16 protein-coding genes and 1 tRNA gene are annotated in these 17266 nt (G+C 61.3%); 5 read left to right on the top strand and 12 right to left on the bottom strand.

Going from position 1 to position 17266, the window contains the following annotated elements:
• Positions 1 to 2: 2 nt before the first annotated feature.
• Together ribF and murJ are read right to left on the bottom strand one after the other, a co-directional pair.
• Positions 3 to 941, bottom strand: a complete 939-nt coding sequence (gene ribF / locus ACW73L_RS16040) for a bifunctional riboflavin kinase/FAD synthetase (protein ID WP_498923446.1) — start codon at positions 939 to 941, stop codon at positions 3 to 5.
• Positions 932 to 2506, bottom strand: coding sequence for a murein biosynthesis integral membrane protein MurJ (murJ, locus tag ACW73L_RS16035; protein WP_498923551.1), 1575 nt, complete (start codon positions 2504 to 2506; stop codon positions 932 to 934). The genes ribF and murJ overlap by 10 nt, the downstream gene beginning before the upstream one ends.
• 199 nt (positions 2507 to 2705) lie before the next feature.
• Here murJ and rpoD point away from each other — a divergent pair, with 199 nt between their 5' ends.
• From rpoD to ACW73L_RS16015, 4 genes are all read left to right on the top strand, one after another.
• Positions 2706 to 4505, top strand: a complete 1800-nt coding sequence (gene rpoD / locus ACW73L_RS16030) for an RNA polymerase sigma factor RpoD (protein WP_498923444.1) — start codon at positions 2706 to 2708, stop codon at positions 4503 to 4505.
• A gap of 88 nt (positions 4506 to 4593) precedes the next feature.
• Positions 4594 to 4670, top strand: a tRNA-Ile gene (locus tag ACW73L_RS16025).
• A gap of 416 nt (positions 4671 to 5086) precedes the next feature.
• Positions 5087 to 5569: an ImmA/IrrE family metallo-endopeptidase gene (locus ACW73L_RS16020; RefSeq protein WP_498923443.1), complete on the top strand. Its 483-nt coding sequence runs from the start codon at positions 5087 to 5089 to the stop codon at positions 5567 to 5569.
• Positions 5562 to 5975 (top strand): hypothetical protein, encoded by a 414-nt coding sequence (locus ACW73L_RS16015; protein ID WP_498923442.1) that lies wholly within the window; start codon positions 5562 to 5564, stop codon positions 5973 to 5975. The genes ACW73L_RS16020 and ACW73L_RS16015 overlap by 8 nt, the downstream gene beginning before the upstream one ends.
• Positions 5976 to 6079: 104 nt before the next feature.
• Here the strand turns inward: ACW73L_RS16015 and ACW73L_RS16010 are convergent, their stop codons facing one another.
• Positions 6080 to 6253 (bottom strand): hypothetical protein, encoded by a 174-nt coding sequence (locus ACW73L_RS16010; RefSeq protein ID WP_498923440.1) that lies wholly within the window; start codon positions 6251 to 6253, stop codon positions 6080 to 6082.
• A gap of 701 nt (positions 6254 to 6954) precedes the next feature.
• Here ACW73L_RS16010 and ACW73L_RS16005 point away from each other — a divergent pair.
• On the top strand, positions 6955 to 7575 hold the full coding sequence (locus tag ACW73L_RS16005) for a hypothetical protein (protein ID WP_498923438.1): 621 nt from the start codon (positions 6955 to 6957) through the stop codon (positions 7573 to 7575).
• Between the two features lie 915 nt (positions 7576 to 8490).
• Here the strand turns inward: ACW73L_RS16005 and ACW73L_RS16000 are convergent.
• The 9 genes from ACW73L_RS16000 to ACW73L_RS15960 form a co-directional block, all read right to left on the bottom strand.
• A complete protein-coding gene (locus ACW73L_RS16000) occupies positions 8491 to 10116 on the bottom strand; it encodes a 3'-5' exonuclease (RefSeq protein WP_498923436.1) in 1626 nt (541 codons plus the stop codon).
• A gap of 7 nt (positions 10117 to 10123) precedes the next feature.
• The gene (locus tag ACW73L_RS15995) at positions 10124 to 11644 is read right to left on the bottom strand and encodes a leucine-rich repeat domain-containing protein (RefSeq protein ID WP_498923434.1); all 1521 of its coding nucleotides are present in this window, start codon (positions 11642 to 11644) and stop codon (positions 10124 to 10126) included.
• Positions 11645 to 12183: 539 nt separating this feature from the next.
• Positions 12184 to 12588 (bottom strand): hypothetical protein, encoded by a 405-nt coding sequence (locus ACW73L_RS15990; protein WP_498923432.1) that lies wholly within the window; start codon positions 12586 to 12588, stop codon positions 12184 to 12186.
• Positions 12588 to 13973, bottom strand: coding sequence for a DUF3987 domain-containing protein (locus ACW73L_RS15985; RefSeq protein ID WP_498923430.1), 1386 nt, complete (start codon positions 13971 to 13973; stop codon positions 12588 to 12590). Before ACW73L_RS15985 ends, ACW73L_RS15990 begins: the two co-directional genes overlap by 1 nt.
• The gene (locus ACW73L_RS15980; RefSeq protein ID WP_498923428.1) at positions 13970 to 14269 is read right to left on the bottom strand and encodes a hypothetical protein; all 300 of its coding nucleotides are present in this window, start codon (positions 14267 to 14269) and stop codon (positions 13970 to 13972) included. The genes ACW73L_RS15985 and ACW73L_RS15980 overlap by 4 nt, the downstream gene beginning before the upstream one ends.
• A gap of 143 nt (positions 14270 to 14412) precedes the next feature.
• Positions 14413 to 14676: a helix-turn-helix domain-containing protein gene (locus ACW73L_RS15975; RefSeq protein ID WP_498923427.1), complete on the bottom strand. Its 264-nt coding sequence runs from the start codon at positions 14674 to 14676 to the stop codon at positions 14413 to 14415.
• Positions 14677 to 14749: 73 nt separating this feature from the next.
• Entirely contained in the window at positions 14750 to 15247 is a 498-nt protein-coding gene (locus tag ACW73L_RS15970; RefSeq protein WP_498923426.1) for a hypothetical protein, read from the bottom strand.
• A gap of 106 nt (positions 15248 to 15353) precedes the next feature.
• Entirely contained in the window at positions 15354 to 15764 is a 411-nt protein-coding gene (locus ACW73L_RS15965; protein ID WP_498923424.1) for a DUF29 domain-containing protein, read from the bottom strand.
• Positions 15745 to 16980, bottom strand: coding sequence for a tyrosine-type recombinase/integrase (locus ACW73L_RS15960; protein WP_498923423.1), 1236 nt, complete (start codon positions 16978 to 16980; stop codon positions 15745 to 15747). Before ACW73L_RS15960 ends, ACW73L_RS15965 begins: the two co-directional genes overlap by 20 nt.
• Between the last annotated feature and the right edge of the window lie 286 nt (positions 16981 to 17266).

Raw genomic sequence — 17266 nt, 5'->3', positions numbered from 1 at the left:
CCTCAGGCCCGGGGCGTGCCGAGGAAATCCCGAGCCGCCGCGACGTCGCGCCCGATCTGGGCTTGCAGCGCGGCGAGATCGGCGAACTTGCGCTCGTCCCGTAGTTTGCGATGAAAAAGAACCTCCACGCGGCGGCCGTACAAATCACCGTGGAAGTCGAGCAGATGGGTCTCCAGCAGCAGCTTGGGAATACCCTGGACGGTGGGTCGGATGCCGATGTTGGCCACGCCCGGCAGGGGCGCTTGTTCCAAGCCCCGCATTGTAACGGCAAAAACGCCCTCTAGAGGAGCGTTTTTCCGCGCCATCCCGATGTTCGCGGTCGGGAAGCCTATCGTCCGCCCGCGCTGGTCCCCGGGCAGGATGCGGCCGCAGATCGAATACGGACGCCCCAGCATTTTTGCGGCGGCCTCCAGATCCCCGTCGGCCAGAAGCTGGCGCACCAGCGTGCTGCTGACACGGTCGCCGTCGACGCGTATCGAGGCGGTGTCGCGGACCTCGAAGCCATGGGCGTCGCCGGCCGCCGCCAGCGTTCGGAAATCGCCGCTTCGGGCCTTGCCGAACCGAAAGTCGTCGCCGACGACCAGGAGCTTCGCATGCAGATGGTCGACCAGAACACGCTGTATAAAGGTTTCGGGCGCCTGATCGGCAAAAGCACGGTCGAAGCGCAGCAACTGGATGAAGTCGACCGGCAGCCTGCCAAACTGTATCGCCTTTTCCCGCAGCCGAGTCAGTCGCGATGGTGCCCGGTCCGGCATGAAGAACTCCAGCGGCTGCGGCTCGAAAACGATCACGACGACCGGTAGGCCGCGCGCCCGTCCCTCCGCGGCCAGTGCCTCGATCATGCGCTGGTGCCCCACGTGCACCCCATCGAAATTGCCGATCGTGACGACGCTGCCCTGGCGCAGCGCGTCGTTGGAACGCAGGTCGTTGATCAGGCGCATGGGGGCGTGCTGCCAGGCGAAACGGTCGGGTGGAACTGTAAGTGGCGCGGGCGCAGCCCCAGTCCCCACAGGCAGCTTGCATAGGCGATCATGCCGGCCGCAACCAGCACTCCGAGATGCGCCAGGCGCTCTCCCGCGCGCCAGTCGCGCCATTCGGCGAGATCGGGGTTGAGAACGGTCAGCAGCACCCCCATCACGATGCAGGCGGTCAAGGTTTGTAGCAACAACCGGCCCCAGCCGGCCGGCGGGCGATAAATCTCCAGCCGGACCAGCTCCCGCAGCAGCAACGCAGAGTTGAGCAGGCCCGCAAGGCTGGTTCCAAGGCCCAGTGCGGCATGCCCCCAGCCGAGCGGTGCGGCGGCATAAGCCAGCGCGGCGCTGGTAAGCAGGTTGACGCCGATCGCGATGACACCGAACCGGAAGGGCGTGCGGTAGTCATGGCGGGCGGTAAAGCCGGACAGCAATACCCGCGCGGCGATGTAGCCGGTAATGCCCAGCGAGTAGGTGGCGAGGCTGCGGCTGGTCATCTCGACGTCGTGGAGGCTGAACTGGTCATACTGAAACAGCGAAAAGAGCAGCGGTTTGGCGCAGATCACCAGTCCGATCGTTGCGGGTACGGCTACCAGCAATACGACGCGGAGCGCCCAGTCCAGCGAGGCCGAGAAAGCGTGCGCATTGGCCGCGGCGTGGCTTTGCGACAATTGGGGCAGCATCACGGTGCCGATGGCAACGCCGAGCAGGCCGACCGGAAACTCGACCAGACGATCCGAGTAGTAGAGCCAGGACACGCTGCCGGACACCAGGAACGATCCGGCGAGCGTGTTCAGCAGCACGTTGATCTGCGTCACGGACGTGCTCAGGACAGTCGGGCCGATCTGCTTCAACATGCGGACGACTTCAGGGTCGCCGAAACCCCAGCGCGGCCGCGGCAACAAGCCAGCCCGATACAAGGCGGGGACCTGGAACAGCAGTTGGAGCAGCCCGGCGATTGTGACGCTCCAAGCGAGCGCATGGATCGGCTGCTCGACATGGGTCGCGACCGCGATCGCTGCGGTGATCATGGTCAGGTTGAGGATCGCCGGCGTGATCGCCGGAATCGCGAAATGACCGAAGGTGTTCAGGATCGCGGCGCCGAAAGCGGCCATCGTGATCAGTCCGAGATAGGGCAGCGTGATACGCACCGTCTCGGTACTCAGCGAGAACAGCGGTGCGTCGCGCAGGAATCCCGGCGCGAACAGCAAAACCAGTGCCGGGGCGGCGACGATGCCAGCGGCCGTGACACCCAGGGCCAAGCCTGCCAGCGCGCCTGCGGTATGGTCGAGGAAAAGCTTCAGGGTAGTCGGCGAGCCAGCGTCCTTATAACGTGTCAGGACCGGCACGAAGGCCTGCGAGAACGAGCCTTCGGAGAACAGGCGGCGCAGGAAGTTCGGAATCCGGAAGGCGATGAAAAACGCGTCGGTGGCCGCATCGGCCCCGAAATAGGCGGCAATGACCGCGTCCCTGATGAAGCCGAGGATACGTGAGACGAGCGTCAACAGCGCGACGACGGCAGTCGACTTGAGGATGGCTTTGGTCAGGGAACTGTCCGGCGGCGTGTGTGGTCAGCAGAACAGTATAACAAACAAATGACTGGCGCCGCGCGGCAGTGACTGCTGCAGCCGCGGCCGAAGTGCTTGGATCGGAGTGTCGTGAATTGGTCCTTGTCATTTGTGTCTACCGACGCTCCCTGATAGACTCTGAAAATTTAATGCCACCGGGTTACCGATGAACTTAGAACAGCAACAGTCTCAGCTCAAGGAACTCATTGCCAAGGGAAAGATGCAGGGCTACCTGACCTATTCCGAGGTCAACGATCACCTGCCGAGCGATGTCGTAGATGCTGAGCAGATGGAAGACATCATCTGCATGATCAACGACATGGGGATCGAGGTTCACGAGGACGTCCCGGACCCGGATCTGATCCCCGAGGCGGCGGTCGTCACGGAGGAAGATGAGGAAGAAGCCGCCGAAGCAGCGGCCGCGCTGGCCTCCTCGGTCGACAGCGAACTGGGCCGTACGACGGATCCGGTACGCATGTACATGCGCGAAATGGGAACCGTCGAATTGCTGACCCGCGAAGGCGAACTGAGCATCGCCAAGCGCATCGAGGAAGGCATCAATCAGGCCGCGCGGGAACTCGTGCGTTTCCCGGCATCGGCCGATCATTTCCTGAAGGCCTTCGACGAGGTCGAGCGGGGTGAACTCCGCCTGTCGGACCTGATTTCGGACTTCTTCGAGCCCAACGAACCGGAGGCGGCCGTCGTCCTCGACGAAGAGTCGGATGCGGACTTGCTCGAAGAAGCCGATACGGGCCCCGATCCGGAAGTCGTCAAGGAAAAGCTCGAGATCTTCCGGAAGCGGGCCAAGGTGGCCATGAGCACGCATCAGAAACACGGTTTCGGGGACGAGAAGACGCAGAAGGCGTTCGATGCACTGGCCGAAACTTTCATGGAATTCAAGAAGACGCCGCAATTCTTCCGGGAATTGACGGACATCCTCCATGGCGTGGTCGTGCGCATCCGCGAACAGGAGCGCATCATCCACGATTTGTGCGTGACGCGGTCGCGCATGCCCCGCGCCGAGTTTCTGGCCAGTTTCCAGAAGAGTGAAGCCGATCCAGCCTGGATTGACGGCCTGATCGCGGCGGGGAAGGGCTACAGCGAAGCGCTAAAGACCCACGCCGAGGACATCAAGCGCGCACAGAGCAAGCTGCAGCAGATCGAGAAGGAAAGCCGGCTCAGCATCGCCGACATCAAGGAAATCAATCGTCGCGTCGCGATCGGTGAGAATCAGGCACGCTTCGCCAAGAAGGAAATGATCGAGGCCAACCTGCGCCTCGTGATCTCGATCGCCAAGAAGTACACGAACCGTGGTCTGCAGTTCCTGGATCTGATCCAGGAGGGCAACATCGGCCTGATGAAGGCCGTCGACAAGTTTGAGTACCGCCGTGGCTACAAGTTTTCGACCTACGCCACGTGGTGGATTCGCCAGGCCATCACGCGCTCGATTGCCGATCAGGCCCGCACCATTCGTATCCCGGTGCACATGATCGAAACGATCAACAAGCTGAACCGGATTTCCCGCCAGATGCTGCAGGAGATGGGCCGCGAGCCTACGCCGGACGAACTGGCCGGCCGCATGGAAATGCCGGAGGACAAGGTCCGGAAGGTGCTGAAGATCGCCAAGGAACCGATCTCGATGGAAACCCCAATCGGCGACGACGAGGATTCGCATCTCGGTGACTTCATCGAAGATTCCCGCGTCATGTCGCCGATCGAACATGCGACCGTCGCCAGCTTGCGGGAGACGATCCAGCAGGTGCTGGCCGGCCTGACCGCGCGGGAAGCGAAAGTGTTGCGGATGCGCTTCGGCATCGACATGAATACCGACCACACCCTCGAGGAAGTCGGCAAGCAGTTCGATGTCACGCGCGAGCGGATTCGTCAGATAGAAGCTAAAGCTCTGCGCAAGTTGCGCCACCCATCGCGGTCGGAGCAAATGCGCAGCTTTCTCGACACCGAATAGACATCGACACCAGACCGCTTCCGCGGGAGCCGGGCTGTCCGGCCCCTCCCGCGGAGCAACCGGGAACGGGTAAACTACCCACCATCTCGGGCCCTTAGCTCAGTTGGTTAGAGCAGGGGACTCATAATCCCTTGGTCCAAGGTTCAAGTCCTTGAGGGCCCACCAATAAAAGCAAAAACTTACGACGTGATGCCCGGAGCGGAAAAATTCCGGGGTCACGCCGGGGTCACTCCGTGGAGGAAGTCGGGGTCACCGTAGCTCCTTTGCTGGCTTCGTGCTGGCGTCCGCCAGTGCATGAAAAAGCCCGCACATGGCGGGTTGCTTCGCGGCTCTTTGAGCATTCCACTCTAAGCGGTCGCGCCCCGATGCGCCCTTCCGCGCCCCACACATATCCCCACGTGAAAGCCTGCGCGCCGCTACGGGCCTTACAGGGGCCTTCCTATGGGCTAAGTCCTTGCGGTCACCGTTCTCGATGTGTGTGGCCGGTAGCGAGAACCAAATAGAATGACCGCGATCTAAAAAATCTGGAACGTTTTTGTTACCATCAGGTCTGCTGACCGGCTCGGCTTAGGTTCTGCGCCATGTCAATCAAAATGACCAAAGCACAAGACTACCTTGACTGTTACTGGGATGGGCGCCTGCCCGTAGAACCCAGAGATATCGCAAGTGCTGCAGGCGTGCGCGTGATTGCCGATGGCACACTGGCAAACGACCGCATCTCTGGACGGTACGAAGTAGAGGGTGGAGTGCCGACGATCCGGTATAACGAAATCGAACCTTGTGTGCGGCAACGGTTTACGATTGCGCATGAACTGGGTCACCATGCGGGCGGGCATGGCTTGTCATACCGCGACCCAGCGGCGAACTTTTCCTCGCAAACTCGTTTTCCGGACGAAGTCGCCGCCAACCGCTTTGCTGCCGAGCTCCTAATGCCCGCAGATGCCGTGCGAGCGAAAATTCGCGCCATCAGCAAGCCCACGCTAGCGGCCTTGGCTGATTGCTTTGGCGTGTCGCAGGCGGCGATGCAGTATCGGTTGATCAACATGGGACTGCTCCGTGGTTGACAGCGACCCGAGCGATCTTTCCGCCGGTACCTTGCCCGCAAAGCAAGGCGAATCTGTCAATATCCGGCTGCAACTGGATCGCCAACGGTTGCAGCACCGAAGTTGGTTGTTCATCACTGGCGTGACGGCTTCCTTAGCCCTGCTCGCAGTCTATCTGTGTTTCGCTTGCCGCATCATCGCGAACGTCTTGTCAGCCAACTTCACCATCGGCTGGCCCGCTTTCGCACTTGGTTCCATCACGCTCGCATCTAGCGTTGCGCTGTTGTTGGGGCTCGCCCGCTACACGTTTCAAACAGCCCCCCCTCCTCCGCACGAAACACCAGACCCAGAAATCCCACAGGTAAATTGCTTTCGAGAAGCCATGGAATTGGTTAAGGCGCTTAACGGCAATACGTCACCAAACTGACTTACCAATTAACGGTCCGGCGGGCCGACATCACGGGCATAGCCATGACACTCAAGCAGGTTGATGATCGTCTGGTTCGCGTCGATGCTGCCGTCAAGTTCCAGTTACCGCCTGAGCTGCGCCTCGATGCGTTCTTCCTTCACCATTAGATCGCGCTTGAGTCGCTCGATTTCACGCACCGAAACATCTTCGCCAGCCTCAAGCCAGGCCCGAACCTCAGCCTTCACGTCGGCATCCGCACCGAACAACGCAATGCGAGAGGCGGGGCTCGGTCGCATTTTGCGACTGAACCACCAAAAACCCTCTCCGACCTTGGCATCAGCAAAACCCAATCATCCCGTTGGCAGGCTCTAGCGAAGGTTCCGGAGCATGAGTTCGAAGACATTCTCCGCGACCCCCAACGAAACCCACCACCAGCCGCATCATCGCCAAGACACCCGAACATCGCATTGCCGGGCCTATCTGCGCGCCGTGGAATGGCCGTATATGGCAACAATCGGACCCGGTACGATCAGCAGTGAGCGCGTATGCTTATGCATTCATTTCGCTGTTTCTTAGCGTAATATCCCGGCATGGTGTCTGCTTAGTTTGATGATAATCAGCGTGGCATATTATATGCGTATGATGCATATCTGAGTTTCGAGTCGCCACGTCACCGCCGATCACTGGGCGCTGCGATGCAGGACACCAGCCCCCGGCAGATGATGCGCCCCGCCCCCGGCACCCACCCCGATTGGCGACGTAAACCCTATTTCTGATACTGCTACAAATTTTCAGGCCGTAAATGTCAGTCTCCCGCGCCCGCTGGTCCACGCCGAAAGGCTTACATCGCATGATTGGGTGATGTTCCCCCGTTTGTCGATCCGGTAGCGTACCGTCTGAACTCCCCGGCGTTACGCGGGGCAACCGATTCAACGAGGGGCCCGGCGGGCTTTCGTTGGAGAGTACGGGTGCCGGGCCCAACAATCGCTTTCGCTTGATGACCTTCTCAAGGCTATTCCTACTCGCTGCCGTCGGTTGCCTGTTCGCCTGCAAGGGGCCTTTTCGGGTACCCGGCCTGTCGTTCTCATTTCCTGAGAGCGCGCCCGGTTTCGTTTCCACCGTGCATGTTCCGGATACGCTGTCCCTGGTTCCGTCAGTTGACCGACGTCGCGCACACTTGGGCGAGGATGTCGCAGGTACAGGGTGGGACGCATGCGAAGCGGACACCTTACCCGACGGTGCGGTGCCGAAGTTGGTGGACCAGCGCTTGTCTCAGGCGATCGAAGCAAGCGGGCTGTTTACTCGGGTGTCCCGCAACGATCAATCGGCCATCTGGTCACTTGCGCCGGAAGTCACGGTGTTCTGTTCGCAGACTCGCGGGTTCATCGGCAGAAGGGTGGCGGGGCTTGTCGGGCTCAGCTTCATCCTTCGCAAAAGCGGAAAGGTCGTCTGGCATGAGGAGTTTCAGCGCGTCGTCACCGATGCTGATCCTGAGTATTCAGGCGATTTCGTGACAACAGTTGAACAGGCCATGAGGCGCACCATGGCCGACGCCCTGCGCGTCGTGCTTCGTGATGCTTTGGGGGGCATGTCTCAGTCTCTGAGAAAGGAATATTAATCCTATGAGGACGGGTGTGATAGATACTTTTTGTGAACCTTCATCGCGGCTGATTATAATAATTTCCAGATTTTTCCTTGTACTATCAATTGGCCTTACTTCATCGGCCTCATGGGCTGAGAAGCCTGTAGATCTTTGGCGCTCTGGTTACCACATCATCCGCGCATTACCGTATGCTGATGTCGAGGAGTGCTCGCCTGAACACCCGGTAACGCTCACTTCATCGGAGGTATTTGTGTGTGACGGGTATGAATACGTTTACCACTATGGTGCTGTATATGTAGCTTCTAGGGTGAGTCAGGATAAAGGTCGCGCGCTTAGTTCCAGCAATCTGTGCCTCGATGACGACGACCAGTGTTTGAGTGGAACGCTTAGGACGTTGCATTAGGGCGTCGCTGCTGCCGGTGAGTTGGTAGACTGCAAGTCTCTAGGTGCAACACTTTGAGCGTAGATGGGTGAGTGCAAGCAAATCATGAACGATTGGTTGGCTTTGATCGAACAGACCCGCCACGCCCGCTTCGGCCCCAAGTCTGGGCTCGTTCGATGCACATGCGTGGCCAGGACCACAGGTCGCCCGTGCATGAACCCGGCTACGAACTTCAGCATCAAGCGCGGTCGACCTTTATGCAGGATGCACGGCGGGGTGCCCGCGGGAAGCGCCGCGAAGCGCTCGGTCGGGTCCAAGGCGCGGCGTGCGGATTGGAAACTGCGCGGAATGATCCTGCGCGGACTGGTTGTCCCAGAGGATCTCTAGGCGCAAACACGGACGGGCAACTGCGCGCCACGACACGGAGGGTGGTGGTTTGACGGAACCAGAGCGTCTCGGAAAGGCGAATCGTCCGCCCTCGGGCTCAATCCCGAGAGGAGACAGCGCAAGGGTGCTGCGCCGGGTGCGGTGTGCGATTCGCCGTTGTCCTACCGGCTGAAGGGGTCCGCACTGCCCGTCAGGGCTTCGATCTCAGCCGCCAATTGCACGGTCTCGTCTTCGAGCGCCGCGACCTCGGTGCTGATCTCCTCGGCCAACCGATCGGCGAGTTCCTGCACGGCCTCCGGGCGTTCCCGACTCAACCGATACAATTCATAGTCTCCGCTCTCACGCAGCCGCTCCAGTGCCTCGATAGCGTCGAGTAGGCGCGCCTGAAGCGTATCGTAAAGCTGCCGCAGCTTGGTCAGCTCCGCGTCGTCGGCGAAGTCGAGGTAACCCAGGCCCTGACCGAGCAGGAAGCCGTTCGGGTCTTGAGCGATCTCCCGCAACCTGCCAATGTCGCCCTCGTCACGGGCCTTGTTGATCTCCTGCATCAGGCGTTCGTAGATCGCCTGTTTCTCCGGGTCGTGGGCGTACCGGTCGGGGTGGTAGAGCCGCGCCAACTTGCGGTAGATCTCCTTGAGCTCTTGCTCCTCCTCCGGGCTCAGCGCCTGCTGCCCAGCGGCCTGGGCAGCGGCTTCCGTATACTCCCGCTCGGTGTTGGCCCGGGCCTGCTCGTGTTCCTGCGCGACCGCCTCGGCGTCCTCCTCGCCCTCGACCAGCAGGCGGTCGAGATACCGGCGCCGGTACTGTACTTCAAGGCGCAGCGTGTCCCGCCGCGCGTAATGGGGCTGCAGCAGGGTGAAGAGCTGGGCGCGGACCACAGCGACCGCGTGGTGCTCCCGGGTGTATTCGGCCTCCAAGTCCGCCAAGCGCGCGCGGGTCCCGGCAATCAGCCGGCGCAATGTGTCCAGCTCCGGGTCGCGATAGAGCACCAGCTTGCCGCTGTCGCTTAACGCGGCCGCGAGCACGGCGACCGGCGACGGGCGGGATGCGGTTGTCAGTCGCAGCTGTGCCAGATACCAGCGGCCCATCTCGGCGCTGCGTGCATTGCTGGACCCAGCCAGCCACTGCAACCAAGCGTGTAGGTCTGGGTCGTCCAGTGCCTCACGGAAGGGTCGCCCCTTGAACTGGCCAAAGGCGATGCGTGAGGGGAACCAGGGGGCCGCCGTGAAGTCGCAAAGCTCTTCCCAAGTCGTGAGTCCCGCAGCCTCGGCCAGCGGGCGCAAAACCTGCTGCAACAGATCCACCACGGTCTCCACGTCACTGAGGGCGGTGTGGGCACCGCGCGCGGGCAGCCGGTAATACTCGCGCAGAGTCTGGAGTTTGTGGTTCCCGGCGGGCACTGGGTCCAGCAGTCGCTGGGTTAGGCGCAGGGCACAGAAGCCAGGCCGGCCAATCGGGTCTCGCGCCAGGCGCTGCCACTCCGGACGCAGCACGTCGTCGAGGTCGTAGCTCAGGTGGTAGGAGACCAGGGGGCGATCATCCACGTAATCGCCGAAGGCGCCGTAGACAGCGAGCGGCGGGTCGCCGTCGCGCTCTAGGATCGCGCGGGTGTAGCCGCAGACGCGGGAGACCTCGGGCGTGATGTCGATGCCGTGGTTGAGCGCGCGGAAAAACGGTTCGCCCTCTGGGACCCAGCCGCGCATCCTCTGAGCGGCCAATTCGACCACGTAGAGGGGAGTCTTGGGGCCGGTGGTTTTCGTATCGAGGAGCAGCCAGGGAGTCCCGTCCATGGGTCATCTAAAATATTGAGTGACTAATCACTAGCCGGGTTGGTGCGTTCAGCACCCGAACATGCTGGTCGCACCGGAGATGGGTCAGCCAGGGTACTGCGGCAAGATCCAGCACGGTGAGCTTGGTATGAAGGCAATGGAGCTCGGTCAGTTTCGGCACCGGGGTGAGGTCCAGCGTGGTGAGATTGGTTGAGTTGCATCCGAGAACGGTCAACCTCGGCACTGGGGTGAGGTCCAGGGCGGTGAGCTTGTTGTAAGCGCACTGGAGAAGGGTCAGTCTCGGAACTGGGGCGAGATCCAGCTCGGTGAGCGAGTTTACGCCGCATATAAGCACGGTAAGACCCGGCACCGGGGTGAGGTCCAGCGTGGCGAGCCTGTTACCCTCGCAGTGGAGCGCGGTCAGTTTCGGCACCGGGGTCAGGTCCAACGTGGTGAGCGGATTCTCATCGCAGTGGAGCTCGGTCAACCCCGGCACAGGGGTGAGGTCCAGGGCGGTGAGCTCGTTCCGGCGGCATCTGAGCCTCGTCAGTTCGGGCACCGGGGTGAGGTCCAGCTCGGTGAGCTCATTATCAAGGCAGTCGAGCTCGGTCAGTTTCGGCACTGGGGTGAGGTCCAGTGCGGTTAACCAAGTCCCGCTGCATATGAGCGTGGTCAGCTCAGACACCGGGGCAAGGTCTAGCGCGGTAAGCTTGTTGAGAGCGCAGTCGAGCTCGGTCAGTCTCGACACCGGGGTGAGGTCCAGCGTGGTGAGCGAGTTCCGGCGGCATCTGAGCCTCGTCAGTTCGGGCACCGGGGTGAGGTCCAGCTCGCTGAGCTCGTTCGCATAGCAGTCGAGCTCGATCAGCCTAGGCGCCGGGGTGAGGTCCAGCTCGCTGAGTGCGTTAAGCGCGCATCTGAGCCTGGTCAGCCCCGGCACGGCGGCGAGATCCAGCTCGGTGAGCTCGTTACCAAGGCAGTCGAGCTCGGTCAACCTCGGCACTTGCGAAAGATCGCAGGAGCTGAGACCGTACCCGAAAACAAGACTTTCGAGCTGACGCAGACACGGCTGCAAGGTGGCGGAGTAGTTCGGCCAATGGCCCTCGAATGCGAGGGTACGGATGCGTAGCCCGGGTTCCCAGGTTTCCGGGATTTGGGGCAACCGATTGAAATACCACGCCAGGCTCACGATGTATCCATCCTCGATCTCGAAGGCGACCGGTTCCCAATCTTCTTCCCATTGGATGAAGTCAGCGTGTTCCCATCGTTGCATGAAAGCAACGTCGGGTTCCACCCGACACCCGGCGAGCGTCGCCAGCACCACCTCCGGTGTTTGGCCTAGTGCCTCTGCCCAACGCCGGATCTGGCGGTAGTCGGGCTCACGGAGTTCGTACTCTCCGATCCGAAACCGCGCCACGCTGAGGTCCCGCTTCCTGACCAGCGCCAGCGCATCCTCGACCATCTGCTCGATAACCCGCGGCATGCGCCGACTTGGCCCGGTGACCTCTGTGCCAGGCCGCGGGACCAAGGCGTTTCGCTCATTGTCAGCCATGTGCCGTGTCCTTTTGAATCAGTTACCTTCCACGCGCCGCGTAATCGTGGCTATTGCGCCAACCCTGCCGCAGGTCCGTTTCGCTGGAAACGGGGGCGTGTTGAAATCTTCGGCGCCGATGGTGCGAAGCCCCCAGCCCGGGGCGTAGCAGGTTGGCGTGACCACGGCGAGCTTGCTCACCAGATTGGAGTCGCTCGCCAGCATAGTCTTTAACAGGTTGGCGTCCTAGGTCCAGGCGATGTTCATGTCGGTGTCATCAACCCCCTGCGGGTTGCCGGCGGGCACGACTAACGCCCTCTGCGGCAGAGAGAGACAGGCCCGCCAGAGCTTCCAGCAGCGCGCTGGGACAAAGGCTCTTCGTCTCCAGTAGGCCAGGAGCCCGCAGTCGCGAGTCGCCACCATCACAACCAACTTCTCGCCGCTCCCCCCAGGAAGAATACAAGACCGGCTTTCGTCACTCCAGTCCACGCCAAGCAAGGGGAAGGCTCAGTGCCGGATGCTCGGAGAGCCATTCCAACAGGTCGAAGAACTGCACAGTCTCAGTCATTGGCGCTGCCCTCCGCGTCCAGGACCAGTCGCCCGCCGAACTCGGCCCGCAGTCTTGCGATGCACCCGGCCTGATCCTCGCCCGGTCGCGGCACTTCGAGACTGAATCCGAGCAACGCCGCGCCATCATTGCCTGTCAGGCGGAATCGAATCAGCCCGCGCCGTCGCGCTTCCTGCTGAAGATCGATCACCTTCGCGCCTGCAACCTTCAGATCGACCACCGCGCCGTGCGTGCGGTACTGGAAAGCCGCCCTTTCTTCGCCATGTGGCGAAACCGGCGAAAGCGGCGAGAACACCCGGCTGGCGCGGGTTTCAGCGTGGCGAAACTGTGGCGAAAACTGGCGAAAATTCGCCACCGGCTCGCCCATAAGCTCGTCTAGGAACTCATCGACGCGCATCAGGCGACCTCCCACCGATCACGATTGCGAAAGATTTCGCCGCGATGCTCCAACAGCGTTACCGCGGCATCCCGCGCTGACCGCGACCGCAGCTTACGCGGACCGATCCGCAAAACTGCGGCATCAGTCGCCGACCGGCCAGGTTGACGCCGCAGCCATTCGAGAAGGATTGACGCTAGGCTGTTCTCCTTCGCTTCCTGACGCGTAGTGAATGCCGACCGCCACATCAAAAGCGAATAGGTCGTAAGCTGTGCAGCATCCCGCGCCATCGCGACGTTCACAACATCCTGCTCCGCAAATGCGGCCAGGACACCCGCCACACGGCATAGGTGCTCAGTCGCTCGGACGGCAAAGGGCTTGACCTCCACAAACTGCCCGGCCTCAGTCTTGGCTTCGCGCTCTAGATTCTCGAAATACCGCCCGACGAAATCGCGCGCGGTATCGTCCAAACGGATCACCGGCAGGTCGCGGCATTCTTCCGGGCAGGTGTAGTCAAGATGACCGCGGCATCGTTCCCAGAATGCGCCGATGTCTGGATCTTCCGTCGCCTCGAACGGCTGGTACTTTCGCGGCTTCGCTGGGTCCGGCCATGCCAGCAGGAAGCGCGGCCAGAACCCGAGCGCCGACAGCAGACCGTCTTGAACGGCTTCCCGTGCAGGGTCCGGCTGTAGCATCCAATGGAGCGAGAACCTGCGGTCGTAGAGCTGGAAACGTCCGGTTGTGCCTCTTGATACCGACAATTCGCCAGCGTCCCACATCGCGCTGAAGGTCGCCGCCGTCTTGGCTCGGTTGTCCTTGCTCATCCCGAAGCCTGCGACCATCGCCGCAGCCTCCGAGCTGAAACAGCCCTGAGATGACCGACCATGCTGGAAATCGCGCCGGATGCCTTCCACCGTCCCGTCGCGCGTAATCAGCGTGACCTCGCGTGGTTGTGGTGCGCCTGACTTGGGGTCGTAAAACTCCATTTCCTCGTGCCAGCGTCGAAGCTTTTCGCGCTGATACTCCTCGATCGCCCGGAATGCCACGCGGTCAGCCGTCGTCTTGCCGTCGCCGGATTCGGCCAGTGTCAGCAGGTAGAGCGACAACGGCACGCGCCCGGTCAGGTCCTCCGCGTCGAAGCGATGCGCCACACTGACCGCTGCTGCAGACAGTACCGATTGACCGACCATCGCCACATCAATCTGTAGACCACTCGCAATCGCGCGCACCGGACCAGCCAGCACACCGAGCGCATCGACCGGGTATTCTGGCGATTCGTCGCCGCCTGACTGGCGAAATTCGCCACTTTTTCGCCACTGCGAAAGCCTTTGTTGGCGCGGCTTTTCGCCGGATTCGCCGCTTTCGCCATTAGCCGCCCGCGCTTCGAGTGATTCGCTCCAGGTCATTGACGCGCCACCCTGATCTGATCAGCCAGATTGGCGGCGCAAGCCGCAACATGCTCGGCATCGGCAGGGCTCGGGACCATGCCGTCCGCTATGTCGGTTAATGCGAGCGACAGCACGTTCAAGTCGTGCTCGATGGCATCGAACAAGGCCCGCAAATCAATGCGCGGCGCACGTGGTTTCGCGCTCGAATAGCGGTTGTCGGGGTTATCTCGGGGCGGGAACAAAGCCGCCAGATCAAGCCCGACCGCCGCGACAATCGACGGAACATCGCAGCCGGCGAAGCACCTCAGAAGCAAGACTCCATCGCCTGTCTCGCGAATTGAAAGCCCGCGAGAGCGATCACCATTCTTGTGTGCCGACGTCGGGCAGCTTGCCCACCATTGGCTCGGACCTCGGGATTGCACGCGGGCAAGGCGCGGTAGCAGTTGATCGGCGGGACTCATCGCGGAACCTCGGGCCGGCCGTGAGTGCGGGACTGCAGCCAGTCGCGCAGGTCCCTCAAGCGATACCTGACGGACCGCCCGACCTTTGTGTAAGGGATGTTGTAGCGGCCTGTCGATCGCCAAACATTGAGAGTTCCGGGCTCTACATCGAGGAATGCGGCGGCGTATTCCTCGCCGACGATTACATCGTCGTGCAGTCCGTGCAGTTGGCTTGCGAGTGCGAGCCTTTCGGCCAAGAGGGTTTGCTGCGGATTTTTCACATTAGTCCTCGTCGTTTTATGTTGACGGGGGACAAGTTATGTGAAAGCTGAGAAGCGTGTCGGAAAGGGTGCCCTAAATTTTTCGCTGAAGCGATTTGCGGATGGTGTTCTTTGTCACTCCGCGCCCAAGCGCCACCGAAATGATCGCGGCAATCGTGCCGTAACCCTGAAATATCGCGTCATGAATGGTGCCGCGCAATAGATCCTTTACCGCCAGCGCTCGACGGCGCGTATGTCCATCGGCGTGAAGAACTTGATAGCTTGCGACACGGTATACCCGAGTATCAAAATTCACAACAATACCTTTCGGACGCAGCCTTCGCCGCTCGGCGGGTGGTTTTAGGTCAATTTCCTTTACAAGAAATACCGCATCGCGCAACTGGATTAGAAAGGCGATGAGAAGTGCCTCTCGACAAAGAGTCGCGTGCTCGTTAAGTGTTTCAGGCGCGTCTAAGAGAAATTGACTGCGTAATCTTCGCGTTCGCTTGTCATTGAGCAAGCGATCCAAAGCGCCGTCAAAGTCGCCGTCGGTTAGCCTGACAAGCCCCGCCCGCCTTGACGGAATGACCATATCGCCCCCCTTGCGGACGAAGCCTTGCGGATAGGAACCGCGCCAACCGGGGCAAGGAATCCCGGCTTGTCGCCCGGCCAAAGGCTAGGCGCGGTAGTTCGGGTGATTAGTCCTCGGGCAGATAGTCCGCGCTCAGCACGTTCTCGATACGGAATGGCAGCGTTTCCGGGAAATCCGCTTCATCCATTCCGGTTTCATCCGTCGCCAGGATGCGCGCCCGCTCATAGGCGCCGTCGATCAGTTCCGGCAGCTTGGCTTTCAGACCCGGGTTATCTTCCAGCACGCGCTTGGCGTCGATCCGCTGAATCTTGATGGTCCGCAACCAACTGGACCCGCGCCGTTCCCGCTGATAGCGCCAGTTCAGCAGGTGTTGCAGCAGAATCGACAGCCGGGTTTCGAGTTCCCGCCGTTCGCGTGCGCCCACGGCGTCCAGTTCGGCGAACCGGCCTTGTCGCAGCAGTTCGGCCTGTTCGGTCGCCCAAGCGGAAAAGTCCCGGTCATGCAGTGATGCGCTCATGATGTCCTCGGGTCAGGGTCAGGATGTCAGCGGACGGTTTCAGCCCGCCCGCCTTCAGCACGTAGTCGGTGATTCGTTGCATCGGCTCGCGCAGCCGCTCGACGTTCGCCACGATGTAGCCCGCAGTCACGTCGGCACCGTTCGCGTGGTTCAGCAGCCGCTTCAGCGCATAGGCGGGAATGTCCAGCGACTCGGCAATGGTCGCGAAGGTCCGCCGCAGATCATGCGGGGTGAACCGCACGCCCGCATTCTTCTCGATCGCCGCCTGCGAATTCCGAAAGTTCGAGATTCGACGGCCCGCCGTGTCGGCGAACACATAGGTCGACGTTGACGCTTCGTTGCGTCGGGTCAGCATGTCCACCAGATAGTCGCTCAGCGGTAGGGTATGGTCTTGGTGGTTCTTGGGGTCCAGCACGGTGAACGTGCGGCCTGCCAGGTCTACCGTCTGCCACGTCAGGTCTAGGGCCTCTTGTCGGCGCAATCCGGTCAACAGCAGGAACATGAAGTAGTCGCGGTGATCTTCGGACGGCAGTGCCATGACGGCCTCGGTCCAGGCTTCCAGTTCGTGCGGCTTGATCATGGTCTGCCGCCGATCCACGCGGAACCAAGCCTTTTTCATGGCCCGCGCCGCCGCGTTGTCGGCAATGATCGGTTTGCCGTGCTCGTCCAGATGGTTGTCGATGGCGTGATTCAGGATCGCCCGCAAGTAGCGCATGGCTAGGTTCGCTCGCGCCTCACTATGCGCCTTGCCGTATTCCTTGTGTCGCCGGGTGATCATGTCCGGCGTGATCGCGGTCAGCGCCTTGTCGTTCCACTCGCGATAGACCTCCTTCGCGCAGCGCCGGATGTCGAATATGGTTTGCGGTTTCAGGGTGCGCCGCTCGATGTATTCCTCGATGGTCTGGCCTAGGGTCTTGGCGGCCAGTTTCTCGCGCTTCTTTTCGGTGACGGGTGACTTGCCCGCCGCGATGGTGCCGTTGACCTCGGCAGCCCGCTTGCGCGCCTGCTCCGGGGTCATGGCAGGGTAACGGCCAAGAGTGATCCGCTCTACCTTGCCGGCGACTCGCCGCCGCACACAGAACGTCTTGGTGCCGGTGCTGGTCACGCGCAGTTCGAGCCCTTGCACCTTGGTGTCTTGGTAGCTGGCACGCTGGCCAGCAGCAGGCAGGGGCAGCGCGTCGATGTTGCTCTTCGTGAAGTTCAGATCGTTCGACATTAGGACTCCTCCGCTCGGGGTCACGCCGGGGTCACACTTTGCGTGAATTTCTATAAATCCCGGTAGAGAATGGTACGCCATAAGTCACTGTACTGCTAGTGGTTATGTGCGACGGTAAATTTCTGTAAACCCCGTAGGATAGAACTCATAATCCCTTGGTCCAAGGTTCAAGTCCTTGAGGGCCCACCAAGGAAACAAAGGCTTGCAGCGATGCAGGCCTTTTTTTTGGGGGTTACGCCGGGGTTACGGTCTGGGTCAACTGCGGTGAAGGTTCCAGGGCGAGAAT

It is taken from the genome of Methylolobus aquaticus (genome assembly GCF_054172105.1).
Note: the sequence above shows the minus strand (reverse complement) of the source record. Positions and strands in the feature narration are given on the sequence as shown.